Here is a 13,928-nt window from a genome sequence, read left to right on the forward strand (position 1 = left end):
CGATATGCGCTGCACAAATTGCGGGTTCGAGAACCTCGCAAAGGCCAACTTCTGCGAGGAGTGCGGCGCCGTGCTGGCACGGGCCTGTCCCCAATGCGGCGAGCCGGCCGGCCCGATGACAAAGTTCTGCCGCGGCTGCGGCGCCTCGCTGGCCGGTGCTCCGGCCGCGCGGCCGTCCGCGCCGGCGCCCGCCACCCCGCCTGTCCAGTACACGCCACCGCACCTGGCCCAGCGCATCCTTGCCGAACGCGCGGCCATGGAGGCGCGCGGCGATGCCGAGGGCGAGCGCAAGACCATCACCGCGCTGTTCGCCGACATGGCCGGCTCGACCGCGCTGACGCAGGACCTGGACCCCGAGGAAGCGCGGCGCCTGATCGACCCCGTCGCCACGCTGATGATGGAAGCCGTGCACCACTACGAAGGCTATGTCGCCAAGTTCCTGGGCGACGGCATCCTGGCCCTGTTCGGCGCGCCCATCGCGCACGAAGACCACGCGCTGCGCGCGCTGTACGCCGCACTGCGCATGCAGGAGGCGATGCGCCGCCACAGCGACCGCGTCCGCCTGGAACTGGGCATTCCGCTGCAGATCCGCGTCGGCATCCACACCGGCGAGGTCCTGGTGCGCTCGATCCGCAAGGACGACCTGCACACGGACTATGACCCGGTCGGGCACACCATCCACATCGCCTCGCGCATGGAAGGCGTGGCGACGCCGGCGTCGATCCTGATCAGCGAGTCGACCCACAAGCTCACCGAAGGCTACTTCGAGTTCAAGCCGCTCGGCACCACCCATGTCAAGGGCGTGCGCGAGCCGCTGGCCGTCTACGAGGTGCTCGGCCTCGGGGCGCTGCGCACGCGCCTGCAGGTCGCGGCGCACCGCGGGCTGGCCCGCTTCGTCGGCCGCCAGGCGGAACTGGAGCAGCTGCACGCGGCGCTGGAGCGGGCCAGGGCCGGCAACGGGCAGATCGTCGGCGTGGTCGGCGAGGCCGGCGTGGGCAAGTCCCGCCTGTTCCACGAATTCAAGGCCAGGTCGCGGCAGGGCTGCCTGGTGCTGGAGACCTTCTCGGTCTCCCACGGCAAGGCCTTTGCCTACCTGCCGCTGATCGAACTGCTGAAGAACTACTTCCAGGTCACCGCGCAGGACAACGACCGCGGCTGCCGGGAAAAGGTCACCGGCAGGCTGCTCACGCTGGATCGCTCGCTGGAGGTGCATCTGCCCTACCTGCTTTACCTGCTCGGCAGCAGTGACCCGGATTCGGCGCTGCCGACCATGGACGCCACGATCCGGCGCCAGCGTACTTTCGAAGCCATCGCCCAGCTGCTGGTGCGCGAGAGCCAGAACCAGCCGCTCGCGCTGATCTTCGAGGACCTGCAGTGGCTCGACAGCGAGACCGAGGGCTTTCTCGACATCCTGGTCGACCATGTGCCCGCGGCCAGCATCCTGCTGCAGGTGAACTACCGGCCCGAGTATGCGCACGACTGGCATGCGCGCGGCGCCTACACGCAGCTCCGTCTGGAGCCGCTGGGCCCGGCCGAGGCCCAGGGCCTGCTCACCGCGCTGCTGGGCGACGACCGCAGCCTGGTCCCGCTGAAACGGCTGATCCTCGACAAGACCGAAGGCAATCCGTTCTTCATGGAGGAAGTGGTCCAGACGCTGAGCGAGGAAGGTGTGCTGCTGGGGTTGCCCGGCGACTTCCGCATCGAACAGGCGCCGGCCCTGCTGCACATTCCGACTACCGTGCAAGGCGTGCTGGCCGCGCGTATCGACCGGCTGCCCGTGGCGCAGAAGGAACTGCTGCAGACGCTGGCGGTGATCGGCAAGGAATTCCCGCTGGGACTCATCCGCCGGGTCACGGGGCAGGACGACGAGGCGCTGCGCCCGCTGCTGGCCGCCCTGCAGGCCGCCGACTTTATCTACGAGCAGCCGGCCTTTCCCGACGTGGAGTACGCCTTCAAGCACGCGCTGACCCAGGAGGTCGCCGGCCACAGCCTGCTGACCGAGCGGCGCAGCGCGCTGCATGAACGTACCGCGCTGGCGATCGAGTCGCTGTTCCCGAGCCGGCTGAAGGATTACTGCGGCGAGCTGGCCCACCACTACAGCCTCAGCGGCAACGTCCCGAAGGCGATCGAGTACCTGCAAGGCGCGGGCCAGCAAGCTGTGCAACGCTCCGCCCTGCCCGAAGCGATCGGCCACCTGAAGCAGGCCCTTGCGCTGCTCAAGCGGCTGCCCGACACGCCTGAACGCGTGCGGCAGGAGCTGTCCCTGCTGCTGACGCTGGGGCCCGCGCTGATCGCCACGCGCGGCCAGGCCGCCGACGAAGTGGAAGCCAACTACCGGCGCGCGCTCGCGCTCTGCGAACAGGGCGAACAAGGCGGAGAAAGCCAAGAGGGTCAAGAGGGTCAAGAGGGCAAAGAGGGCGAACCCACGGCGCAGGTCTTTTCCGCGCAGCTCGGGCTATGGGCGTTCTACCAGTTGCGCGCGCAATACGACGTGTCGCTGCCGCTCGGCGAGCGGCTGCTTGGCATGGCCGAGCGCTCGCACAAACCCGACCAGCTCGCCGAGGGCCATCGCGTGCAGGGGTCCACCACGTTCCGCCTGGGCCAGATCAGCGTCGCCCGCGACCACATGGAGCAAGTGCTGGCGGTGCAGCCGGCCGACCAGTCGTCCTATGATTTCCTGCTTGGCTACGGGCGCGACCCCACCGTTCACGCCATGGCCACGCTGGGCTGGATCCTCTGGTACCAGGGTCTGCCGGACCGGGCGCGGGCGCGCTCGCTCGAAGCGCTGGCGCTGGCCCGCCAGCGTCCCGACGCCTTCAATCTGGCGCTGTGCCTGATCTTCGCGGCGGAGGTGCACCTGTGCCGGCGTGAAGTGCAGAAGGTCGGCGAGTTTGCCGAAGCCGCCATCGCCATCTCCGGCGAACAGGGCTTCCCGATCTACCTGGCCTGGGGCACGGTGCTGCAGGGCTGGGCCGTGGCCGAGCGTGGCGACCACCAGGCGGGCATCGCGCAGATGCGGCAGGGTCTCGACGCTTATGCCGCGACCGGCGCATCGCTGGCAAGGCCGAGCCTGCTGGGGCTGCTCGCCGATGCGCACGGCATGGCGGGCGAATACGGCGCCGGCCTGGCGCTGCTCGACGAAGCCATGCCGCTTGCCGAGCACACCGGCGAACGGCTGGACGCCTCCACGCTGCTGCGCCTGAAGGGCGAACTGCTCCTTGCCGGGCCCGACCATGGCCCGCAGGCCCGGGACGAGGCCGAAGCCTGCTTCCGCAAGGCCGTCGCCATTGCGCGCGAGCAGGGCGCCAGGTCGCTCGAGCTGCGCGCCGCGCTGAGCCTCGCGCGGCTGTGGCAACAGGAGGACAAACCCGATGCCGCGCGCCAGGTACTGGCGGGCGTCTATGGCGCCTTCCGCGAAGGCTTCGAAACGCCCGACCTGCAACAGGCCAAGGCCTTGCTGGACGAGGTCGGCTGAACCGGCGCCGCCGCCAAGGAAGCCCATGGACCGGTTCCAGGCCCGCTTCGAGTCCCTGTGGTCGCGCTGCGGCGGCCAGCGCGCGCACGACACCTATGCGCAACTGTGCGGGCATTACTCGGGGCCGGGCCGCTACTACCACACGCTGTACCACGTGCGCCGCTGCCTGCGCGACCTGGACTGGGCCTGCGCGCAGGTTCCCGATGCCGACGCCGTGGAACTCGCGCTCTGGTGCCACGATGTCATCTACGTGCCGGGCGCGCGCGACAACGAGGCACGCAGCGCGGACTGGTTCCTGCAGTGCGCCGACGGACGGATTGCGGGCGCCGACGCAATTGCCGCCATGATCCTGGACACCACGCACGCCGGCGTACCCGACGGGGCGGCCGCTTGCTATGCGGTCGACATCGACCTGGCGGCGCTAGGCAGCCACGGGGCGCGGTTCCGCCGCAACGGGACGCTGCTGCGCGCCGAGCGCGCGGACCTGGACGACCTGGCCTACGATGCGGCCGAACGCAAGTACCTGGGCCGGCTGCTGGCGCGCCCGCGCCTCTACCTGACCGACCTGTTCCATGACCGCTATGAAGCGCGCGCCAGGCACAATCTGGCGCTGCGGCTGGCGCAGCCGGTGCCCGGCTGACGGACTCACGGGCTGACGGACGTGTTGCGGCGCGCTCAGAGGAATTCGCCGCTGATATCCACGCTGGAGCGCTGCCCGACCAGGTCATAGGTGCGCTCCAGCCAGGTGCCGGCATGGTCGCGGCCCTTGTCGCGCAGATAGCAGAGGAACTTCCAGTCCGCGTTGTACTTGCTCGACACGCCGAGCGCGGCCATGGTCTCGTCGTTGCGGACCGAATGGATGCGCATCTCCTTCATCTCGGCGCGGTCGACCTTGCCCTGCTGGATCAGCGAGGTCACGAAGGCAATGGCGCGCATCTCGCGCATCAGCGACGAGTTGAAGCTGACCTCGTTGACGCGGTTGAGGATATCGGCAGCCGTCCTGGGCACGCCCGGGCGCACGATCGGGTTGATGTGGACGATCACGACATCGTTGGTCTTGCACTGGTAGATCAGCGGGAAGATGGCCGGATTGCCCACGTAGCCGCCATCCCAGTAGTGCTGGCCGTCAATGATCACCGACTGGAACAGCGTAGGCAGGCAGGCGGAGGCCAGCACAGCATCGATCGACAAGTCCGCCCCGGAGAAGATGCGGATCTTGCCGGTTTCGACGTTGGTGGCGCACAGGAACAGGTGGCACGGGCATTCGCGGCGCAATGCCTCGAAATCCACCTGGCTGGCCAGCACGTCGCGCAGCGGGTTCATGTTGTGCGGATTGAACTGGTACGGCGACATCAGGCGCAGCACCATGTCGGCCATGGCATACAACGGCGAGTTGTCCAGGCCGAAGCTGTGCCCGCCCTTCATCCACGGCACCCAGCGGAACGGGCTGTAGCGTTCTGCCGAGCGCGCGATGGCGAGCCAGAAATCATGCAGCGCCTGGCGCGCCCCGTCGGGTCCGCCCTTGAGCATCCCACAGGCCAGCACGGCGGCGTTCATGGCGCCGGCGCTGGTGGCGCTGATGCCTTCGATCTCCAGCCTGCCGTCCTCGAGCAACCGGTCGATGACGCCCCATGTAAAGGCCCCGTGCATGCCGCCGCCCTGGAGCGCCAGCGCGATGGGTTTCCGTTCGCCGCTGGCACGCTTGCCCGAGTTTCCATCCATGGCGTGGCTCCTGGTATGCGGCCGGGGGCACTGGGGAAGCCGTGCGGCCTTTTTCGTAAAGTGTAGTGAAGATGCGGCCCCATCGCGGCCGCTTTGCGCATCGGCGCGCGCAACCAGCCCCCTCCCGGATCGCCAGCACGATCCGCGCCGACACGTTAAGCTAGCGGGCTTGGCAGCGCACCCACGCACCGCCGGAATGTCCCACACGACCACCAGGAGAACACGCATGTACCAGGATCTTGCCCTCTATATCGACGGGGAATTCATCAAGGGCGGCGACCGGCGCGAGCAGGATGTGCTCAATCCCGCCACCCAGGAAGTCCTGGGCAAGCTGCCGCACGCCAGCCGCGCGGACCTGGACCGCGCCCTGGCCGCGGCCCAGCGCGCCTTTGAAAGCTGGAAGAAGACTTCGCCGCTGGAGCGCTCGAAGATCCTGCGCCGCGTGGGCGAACTGGCGCGCGAGCGCGCCAAGGACATCGGCCGCAATATCACGCTGGACCAGGGCAAGCCGCTGGCCGAGGCGGTCGGCGAAGTGCTGGTCTGCGCCGAGCATGCCGACTGGCACGCCGAGGAATGCCGCCGCATCTACGGCCGCGTGATTCCGCCGCGCCAGCCCCATGTGCGCCAGATCGTGGTGCGCGAGCCGATCGGCGTATGCGCGGCCTTCACGCCGTGGAATTTCCCGTTCAACCAGGCCATCCGCAAGATCGTGGCGGCGGTGGGCGCCGGTTGCACGCTGATCCTCAAGGGGCCGGAAGACTCGCCCAGCGCCGTGGTCGCGCTGGCGCAGCTGTTCCACGATGCCGGCCTGCCTCCGGGCGTGCTGAACATCGTGTGGGGCGTGCCGGGCGAGGTCTCGACCTACCTGATCGAATCGCCGATCGTGCGCAAGATCTCGTTCACGGGCTCCGTGCCGGTGGGCAAGCAGCTGGCCGCGCTGGCCGGCGCGCACATGAAGCGCGTGACCATGGAGCTCGGCGGGCATTCGCCGGTGCTGGTGTTTGATGATGCCGATATCGAGCCGGCCGCCGAGATGCTGGCGCGCTTCAAGCTGCGCAACGCGGGCCAGGTGTGCATCTCCCCGACGCGCTTCTACGTGCAGGAAAAGGCCTATGACAAGTTCCTGGCCCGCTTTACGGAGGTGATCGGCTCGATCAAGGTTGGCAACGGTCTGGAGGAAGGCACGCAGATGGGGCCGCTGGCGCACGAGCGCCGCGTGTTCTCGATGGAGCAGTTCCTGGACGATGCCAGCCACCGTGGCGGGAAGATCGTGGCCGGCGGTTCGCGCCTCGGCGGCAAGGGCAACTTCTTTGCCCCGACCGTGGTGACCGACCTGCCGGACGACGCCAAGCTGATGGTCGACGAGCCGTTTGGCCCGGTCGCGCCGATCACGCGCTTCAAGGACACGGCGGAGGTGCTGCGCCGCGCCAACAGCCTGCCTTTCGGACTGGCCTCCTATGTCTTCACCAACTCGCTGAAGACCGCGACCGAGGTGTCGAACGGGCTGGAAGCCGGCATGGTCAACATCAACCATTTCGGCGTGTCACTCGCCGAAACGCCATTCGGCGGCATCAAGGACTCCGGTATCGGCAGCGAAGGCGGCATGGAAACCTTTGATGGCTACCTGGTGACCAAGTTCATCACGCAGGTCTGAGGCACGCTTCGCCCTAATGCCGTTGAGACGAGGTTCTTCGGCGAATTACGGGGGTGTCGTGCTTGGCATGCGCCGCTGTTTCGCCGGCGTAGCCGGCGACCTACTTCTTGTCCAAGCGACAAGAAGTAGGCAAGAAGCGCGTTTACTTGCCCTAACGGGCGAATATTGATCGTAGTGTGCGACGAATTTCGTACGGGTATTCGCTTCAGAGTTTGCCTGGCTGCCTGCCGCGTGGTGCGCTCCCGTATGTAGGCTCTCAGGCAATGATTGAACGAGCCCTGAACCTGTCCGTGGCCCGACACTGCCAACGCTATCGCATCATCGCCTACGGCTGCTACGCGGCTCACTAGTCTGTTCGCTGGCTCATCACCATCACTGGCGCTCAAGAGCACGGGCCATTGTCTTGGTGGTTCAACTGGGCCTGTGCGCTCAGACTACTGAGCCGCGCGTAGCGCAGCCGAAGGCGATGATGCGATATGGCTGGAGAGCCCGGGCCACGGACAGGTTCAGGGCTCGTTCAATCATTGTTGGAGAGCCTGCAAACGGATGCGCACCACGCGGCAGGCAGCCGGGCAGACTCTGAAGCGAATACCCGTACAAAATTCTTTGCACGCTACGATCAATATTCGTCCGCTAGGACAAGTAAACGCGTTTTTTGGTTACTTTTTGTCGCTCGGACAAAAAGTGACTCGCAGGCTACGCCTGCGAAACAGCAGCGCATGCCAAGAGCGACATCCCCACAATTCAGCGAAGAACCCCCTCCCCGCCCCACTTTGACCTACCGAGCGCCGTTAGCGGCCCCGCTGACAGCGCTGCCCCTGGCCTTGCGGTAGTCCTCCGCATAAGCCCTCCACTGCGCCAGCGACACCGCATGGCCATGCCGCGCGAGCCTTAGCGCCCCTTTGCGCCAGCGCGTGCCGCCCGCAAATTCCTGCAGTTGCTCAATACGATCGGCCGCATGGTGGCCGCACCCCCGCAGGTGGGCCCACGCCGCGGCATGGGCCATGGTCGCGAGCACTTCGCGCAGCGACGCGAAACTATCGCAGTGCGCGAGGTTGACCCGGTCCGCGGTCGGCTGCAGGCTTTTCACCAGATACGACGCCTTGCCCTTGTCCACCGCCGATAGCAGCGCAGGCGATGCCGCCTGCATGATCGTCTGGGTAGCGGCCACGCGCCTGGCATCGCTGCTCCAGCGCGGCTGCGCGCGGTTCGGCAGGTCCTGCCAGGCGGATGGCGCCGCCCGCTTGATGTCGATGAGCCGCGGCATGCCGCCGGCGCGTTCATCGCGCGCCAGCACGACGTAGCGTTCGAGCCCCAGACTGCCGATGCCGGCCACGCGCCGCGCCACGTCCTCGGCGCGGAAGCGGTGGCCGTGCGCCTGGCCGGAATAGGCGTCCAAAACCTGCAAGGCCCGCTTGCGGTCCCTGGTGTCGACGGGCAACGCGTGCCGGCCGTCGCAGATCAGTCGCTGCTGCCCCTTGCGCGTCTCGGCGCGCTCCGCGACCAGTTCGCCGCGCCGGCGGCGCTTGACCCGCCGCAGCAGTGTGGCCACCATGCCGGTCGCGGTGGCGCGCTCCAGCCAACGCGGCTTGCCGCCCTCCAATACCGCCGCATACTCGGACAACATCGCCTCGCAGGCGCGCTCCGCATCCTCGTCGGACAGGCCGATCTGGCCGGCGGCAACCAGCACACTGGACAGCACGCGGATCACGTCCACGGTCAGCGGCGCGACCAGCGCGTCGTCGAAGTCGTTCAGGTCGAAGTAGACCAGGCCGTTGTCGCCCTTGAAACTGCCGAAGTTCTCCAGGTGCAGGTCGCCGCAGACGTAGGTGGTCGGCGCATCGAGCAGCGCATCCGCATGGCCGAGCGATGCCACGTACAGGTGATTGGTGCCGCGAAAGAAGGCGAACGGGTCGGCGGCGATGGCGGCCAGCTTGCGCGTGAAGCGCTCGGGATCGCGGCCCTGGTTGAAACGCAAAATAGCTTCGGTCGCAGGATGCATGCGTGCGAGGAGGGGATCAATGGAAGAAGATACCGCGCGTCAGGAACGTGTAGTTTGCCTCTTCCGCCATCAGCCCGACAAGGATCAGCAGGCACAGCGGCGGCACCAGGATCGCGCAGATCAGCGCCATGCGCTCCCAGGCCATGTGCATGAATACGGCCACGATCAGGCCGGCCTTCAACACCATGAGCAGAAGGATCAGCGTCCAGCGCAGGTAGCCGGTGAACCCCACATAGTCGACCATGTAGGACAGCGTCGACAGCACGAACAGCAGCAGCCAGATCTTCAGGTAGAGGCCGATGGGATGCTGCTGGCCGGTGTGCGCGGTATCGTCGGGGCCGTGCGCGGCGGGAGACGGAGTCGTAGCCATGGCAAGCCTTACCAGAGATAGAACAATGCAAAGATGAAGACCCAGACCAGGTCCACGAAGTGCCAGTACAGGCCCGCGATTTCCACGATCTGGTAGTTGCCGGAAGCTTCGTACCGGCCGCGCAAGACCTTGGTCGCCACGATCAGCAGGTAGATCACGCCGCAGGTCACATGCAAGCCGTGGAAGCCGGTGATCATGAAGAAGGTGGAGCCAAACTGCGGCGCGCCCATCGGGTTGCCCCAGGGGCGCACGCCTTCCTGGACGATCAGCTTGGTCCACTCGAAGGCCTGCATGCTGACAAAGGCCGCGCCGAACAGGGCGGTCACCATCATCAGCGTCGCGCATTGGCGCCGTTGGCGCCGGTAGGCGAAATTGACCGCCATCGCCATGGTGCCGCTGCTGGTGATGAGCACGAACGTCATGATCGCGATCAGGAGCAGCGGCACGTCGTGCCCGCCGATACGCAGGCCGAAGACTTCGCTGGGATTGGGCCACGGCGCCGTGGTCGCCATGCGCACCGTCATGTAGCCCGTCAGGAAGCAGCTGAACACAAAGGTATCGGACAGCAGGAAGATCCACATCATCGCCTTGCCCCACGACACCTTGAAGGCGCGCTGGTCGGACGACCAGTCCGCCACCAGGCCACGCAGGCCCGAGGCCATGGCCCCCGGCGCGGCGGGCTCCGATGAGACGTTCGATGACATGGGACTCTCCTCCGCGCTACGCGGTGCCGCAGACGTAGCGCACGATCTCCGGTGTGAGCCAGCCCAGCGCGGCCAGCAGGACCACCCACACGGCGAGCAGGAAATGCCAGTACCGGGCGCACAGCACCATGCGCAGCACGGCGCCTTCACCGCTGCCCCGGAACCCGGACGCGTAGGCCCAGCCCGCGAGGCCGCCGAGCACGTGCAGCCCGTGCATGGCCGTCAGCAGGTAGAAGAAGCTGCCCGCCGGGTTGCTCGCCGGACCGACATGGGCGGCCTGCAGCGCCTGCCAGGCCCATAGCTGCGACGCGACAAACGCCGCCGCGCCCACGCCGCCCAGGCACAGCGCCTGCCGCGCCCCGGCCATGCGGCTCGCGCGTGCCAGGCGCACGGCCGCCTGCATGGCCACGCTGCCTGCCGCAAGCAGCGCGGTGGACAGCCATACCTGCCACGGCAGCGCAATGCGCTGCCAGTCGGGGCTGTCCATACGCATGGCATACGCGGTCAGGAACAGCGCGAACAGCACCGTGACCACGCCCATGAAGATCCACAACCCGATGCTCGCAGGCGCACGGCCGGCGTGCTCGTCGCGGGTGTGCCCACCGCCCGACGGATTGCCGCCGAAGTCGTCGCGGCTGACTTTGTAGACTGCTTCCGCGTTCATGCCACGGCTCCACGCCTGGGGTGCGGTTCAGGCTCGGCGCCGCCGGCCTCGGGCGGCGCGTTCTGCGCGATGAAGTCCTCCTTCGCGCCGGGCACGCTGTAGGCATAGGCCCAGCGATAGGCCACCGGCAGGTGCGGGCCCCAGTTGCCGTGCGCGGGCGGCGTCTGTGGCGTCTGCCATTCGAGCGACGCGGCGCGCCACGGGTTGCCGTCCGCCTTGCGCCCGTGCCAGACGCTCCAGGCCAGGTTGAAGACGAACAGCAGCTGCGCCGCCGCGACGATGAAGGCCGCGATCGAGATATACATGTTCATCACGTGCGCGGATTCCGGAATGAAGGCGTAGTTCTCGTACGCGTAGTAGCGCCGCGGCATGCCCAGCACGCCCAGGTAGTGCATCGGGAAAAAGATGGCGTAGGTGCCGATGAACGTGACCCAGAAATGCACGCGGCCCAGGGTATCGTCCAGCATGCGGCCCGTCACCTTGGGATACCAGTGGTAGATGCCGCCGAACACCACCAGGATCGGCGATACGCCCATCACCATGTGGAAATGCGCCACCACGAAATACGTGTTCGACAGCGGGATGTCGACGCTCACGTTGCCCAGGAACAGGCCCGTCAGCCCGCCGATCACGAAGGTGCTGACGAACGCGATGGCGAACAGCATCGGCACCGTGAAATGGATATCGGCGCGCCACAGCGTGAGCACCCAGTTGTAGACCTTGATGGCGGTCGGGATGGCGATGATCAGCGTGGTGGTGGCGAAGAAGAAGCCGAAGTACGGGTTCATGCCGCTCACGAACATGTGGTGCGCCCACACCACCACCGACAGCACGCCGATCGCCAGGATGGCCCACACCATGGTGCGGTAGCCGAAGATGCTCTTGCGCGCATGCACGCTGATCAGGTCGGACACGATGCCGAAGGCCGGCAGCGCGACGATATACACCTCCGGGTGGCCGAAGAACCAGAACAGGTGCTGGAACAGCAGCGGACTGCCGCCCTTGTAGTTGAGCTGCTGGCCCATCGACACCATCGCCGGCATGAAGAAACTGGTGCCGAGCGTCCGGTCGAGCAGCATCATGATGGCCGAGACGAACAGCGCCGGGAACGCCAGCAGCGCCAGGATGGTCGCCATGAAGATGCCCCACACCGACAACGGCATGCGCAACAGCGTCATGCCTTCGGTGCGCGCCTGCAGCACCGTGGTGACGTAGTTCAGGCCGCCCATGGTGGCCGCAACGATAAAGATGGCCAGCGACACCAGCATCAGGATGATGCCCCACTCATAGCCGGGCGTGCCCGGCAGGATGGCCTGCGGCGGATACAGTGTCCAGCCGGCGCCGGTCGGGCCGCCCGGCACGAAGAAGCTGGCCAGCAGCACGAGCACCGACAGCAGGTAGACCCAGTAGCTGAGCATGTTGAGGAACGGGAACACCATGTCGCGCGCGCCGACCATCAACGGGATCAGGTAGTTGCCGAAACCGCCGAGGAACAGCGCGGTCAGCAGGTAGATCACCATGATCATGCCGTGCATGGTGACGAACTGGTAGTAGCGGTTGGCGTCGATGAAATCGAACTTGCCCGGGAACCCGAGCTGCATGCGCATCAGGTTGGACAGCGCCACGCCCACCAGCCCCACCACGATGGCCGTGATGGTGTACTGCACGGCGATCACCTTGTGGTCCTGGCTCCAGACGTAGCGGGTCCAGAAGCTCTGCGGTCCGTGGTGGCCGGCATCATCGGCATAAGCCATGCGTCTCTCCTCACTTCGTCGCCTTGGGCGAGGCGGTCGGCGGCACCACGGCGGCATTCGATGTCGTGTATGTGCCGGATGCCGACGATGCCGCCTGCGAGCTGATCTCGGCCGCCGCGGTGGCCCCCGTCGGTGCTCCGGCCGACGCCGACTCCGGCGGCGCTGCGCCCGTGCCCGCGCCGCTTCCCTGCGAGCGGATATAGGCCATCACGGCGCTCAACTCCTCTTCGGTCAGCGAAATCTTGGGCATGACCGGGCCGAACCCCTTGACCAGGCGAGCCTGCGGATCGGTGATTTCCTCTTTCAGGAAGGCATCGTTGACCGGCGCGGTGCTGCCGTCGGAGAATGTTTCGGTCCGCCCATACAGGCCCTTCCACGTCGGTCCCACGCCGGGGTTGCCGTCAACGCTGTGGCATCCCGCGCATCCCTTGCTCTGTGCCAGCGCGTGGCCTTTTGCCGCCAGTGCCGCGTCGGCGCCGCTGGCCACCCCGGCCGGCGCCGGCGGCGGTGGCGCTGCCGCCTTGGCGAGCGTCATCGCAAAGGTTGGCTGCTTCGCCAGCCATGTGTCGAAGGCGGCCTGGTCCTCCACCACCACCATGCCGCGCATGTTGTAGTGGCCCACGCCGCAGAGTTGCGCGCACAGGATTTCAAAGCGCCCCGCCTGCGTCGGCGTGAACCAGAACGACGTCACCATGCCCGGCACCATGTTCATGCGTGCGCGAAACGGCGGTACGTAGAAGTCGTGCAGCACATCGCGCGAGCGCAGCAGCACCTTGACGGGCCGGTTCAGCGGCAGGTGCACTTCCGGCCCGCTGATGACGACGTTGTCCTGCCCGCGCGGATCGTCCGGATTGAGGCCCAGCGGATTGGTGCCGCTGATGAAACGCGGGTCGGAGGTGCCAAGCTGGCCGCTCTTGCCCGGAAAGCGAAAGGCCCATTGCCACTGCTGGCCGATGACTTCCAGCACCATCGCGTCGCGCGGCGGGCGCACGTAGTCCGCGTACACGAACAGCCCCGGGGCCAGCAGCGCCATGACGCCGAGCGCGGTACCGACGGTAAGCCAGAGTTCCAGCTTGCGGCTCTCGGGATGGTAGCTGGCGCGATGCCCGTTCTGCCCGTCCTGCCGCGGCGCACCATGACGGAAGCGCCAAACGATGTAGCCGACGAACAGGTTGATGACAATGAAGAAGATGCCCGTGATGACCAGGGTAATGGTGAGCGTGTCGTCCATCTGCTTCCAGTTGGACGCCAGCGGGGTCGCCCACCACGGGCTCAGGAAATGAAAGAGCACCGAAGCGACGACGATGACTACGAGTGCGATGGCCATCGCCATATCCACCCTCCTCCTCGCGCGGGCGAGGGATGCGGAAGTCACGCAGGGTTGAGATAAGACTAGTGCATGCCGTCAGGTCACTGCAAGGCAACACGGGCGCCCACGCTTTGCGCATCGCACAAGCCACCGTGCGGTCTCGCACAAGCGTGGCGGGCATGGAAAAAACGGCGGATGGGACATCGTCTCCCATCCGCCGTTGTGGTCGCGCGCCGCCCGTGTAGTGGCAAAAGCGCGTGGCGAAATCAGCGAC

General features: G+C 66.9%; 10 protein-coding genes. 3 read left to right on the forward strand and 7 right to left on the reverse strand.

Going from position 1 to position 13,928, the window contains the following annotated elements; all coding sequences use genetic code 11:
• Window positions 1-4: 4 nt before the first annotated feature.
• Window positions 5-3,475, forward strand: coding sequence for an AAA family ATPase (locus ACIGJB_RS25010; protein ID WP_483732673.1), 3,471 nt, complete (start codon window positions 5-7; stop codon window positions 3,473-3,475).
• Window positions 3,476-3,500: 25 nt separating this feature from the next.
• On the forward strand, window positions 3,501-4,115 hold the full coding sequence (locus ACIGJB_RS25015) for an HD domain-containing protein (protein WP_483732674.1): 615 nt from the start codon (window positions 3,501-3,503) through the stop codon (window positions 4,113-4,115).
• Between the two features lie 35 nt (window positions 4,116-4,150).
• On the opposite strand, the gene ACIGJB_RS25020 is transcribed toward ACIGJB_RS25015, so the two are convergent.
• Complete coding sequence (locus ACIGJB_RS25020) at window positions 4,151-5,197, reverse strand: patatin-like phospholipase family protein (RefSeq protein WP_483732675.1); 1,047 nt, start codon at window positions 5,195-5,197, stop codon at window positions 4,151-4,153.
• A gap of 226 nt (window positions 5,198-5,423) precedes the next feature.
• Here ACIGJB_RS25020 and ACIGJB_RS25025 point away from each other — a divergent pair, with 226 nt between their 5' ends.
• A complete protein-coding gene (locus ACIGJB_RS25025) occupies window positions 5,424-6,851 on the forward strand; it encodes an NAD-dependent succinate-semialdehyde dehydrogenase (RefSeq protein WP_483732676.1) in 1,428 nt (475 codons plus the stop codon).
• A 778-nt stretch (window positions 6,852-7,629) separates the two neighbouring features.
• Here the strand turns inward: ACIGJB_RS25025 and ACIGJB_RS25030 are convergent.
• Genes ACIGJB_RS25030 through ACIGJB_RS25055 form a run of 6 tightly spaced genes read right to left on the reverse strand, consistent with a single transcriptional unit; the run spans window position 7,630 to window position 13,678 of the window.
• The gene (locus ACIGJB_RS25030; RefSeq protein ID WP_483732677.1) at window positions 7,630-8,853 is read right to left on the reverse strand and encodes a DUF2252 family protein; all 1,224 of its coding nucleotides are present in this window, start codon (window positions 8,851-8,853) and stop codon (window positions 7,630-7,632) included.
• A gap of 16 nt (window positions 8,854-8,869) precedes the next feature.
• A complete protein-coding gene (locus tag ACIGJB_RS25035) occupies window positions 8,870-9,223 on the reverse strand; it encodes a cytochrome C oxidase subunit IV family protein (RefSeq protein ID WP_483732678.1) in 354 nt (117 codons plus the stop codon).
• An 8-nt stretch (window positions 9,224-9,231) separates the two neighbouring features.
• The gene (locus ACIGJB_RS25040) at window positions 9,232-9,927 is read right to left on the reverse strand and encodes a heme-copper oxidase subunit III family protein (protein ID WP_483732679.1); all 696 of its coding nucleotides are present in this window, start codon (window positions 9,925-9,927) and stop codon (window positions 9,232-9,234) included.
• 16 nt (window positions 9,928-9,943) lie between these two features.
• Window positions 9,944-10,591: a bb3-type cytochrome oxidase subunit III gene (locus ACIGJB_RS25045; protein ID WP_483732680.1), complete on the reverse strand. Its 648-nt coding sequence runs from the start codon at window positions 10,589-10,591 to the stop codon at window positions 9,944-9,946.
• Window positions 10,588-12,345 carry a cytochrome c oxidase subunit I gene (ctaD, locus tag ACIGJB_RS25050; RefSeq protein WP_483732681.1) on the reverse strand — a complete coding sequence of 586 codons (1,758 nt, stop codon included), beginning with the start codon at window positions 12,343-12,345 and terminating at the stop codon, window positions 10,588-10,590. Before ctaD ends, ACIGJB_RS25045 begins: the two co-directional genes overlap by 4 nt.
• 10 nt (window positions 12,346-12,355) lie before the next feature.
• Window positions 12,356-13,678, reverse strand: a complete 1,323-nt coding sequence (locus ACIGJB_RS25055; RefSeq protein WP_483732682.1) for a cytochrome c oxidase subunit II — start codon at window positions 13,676-13,678, stop codon at window positions 12,356-12,358.
• Window positions 13,679-13,928 lie beyond the last annotated feature (250 nt).

Source organism: Cupriavidus sp. C2SS-8b, assembly GCF_057073745.1.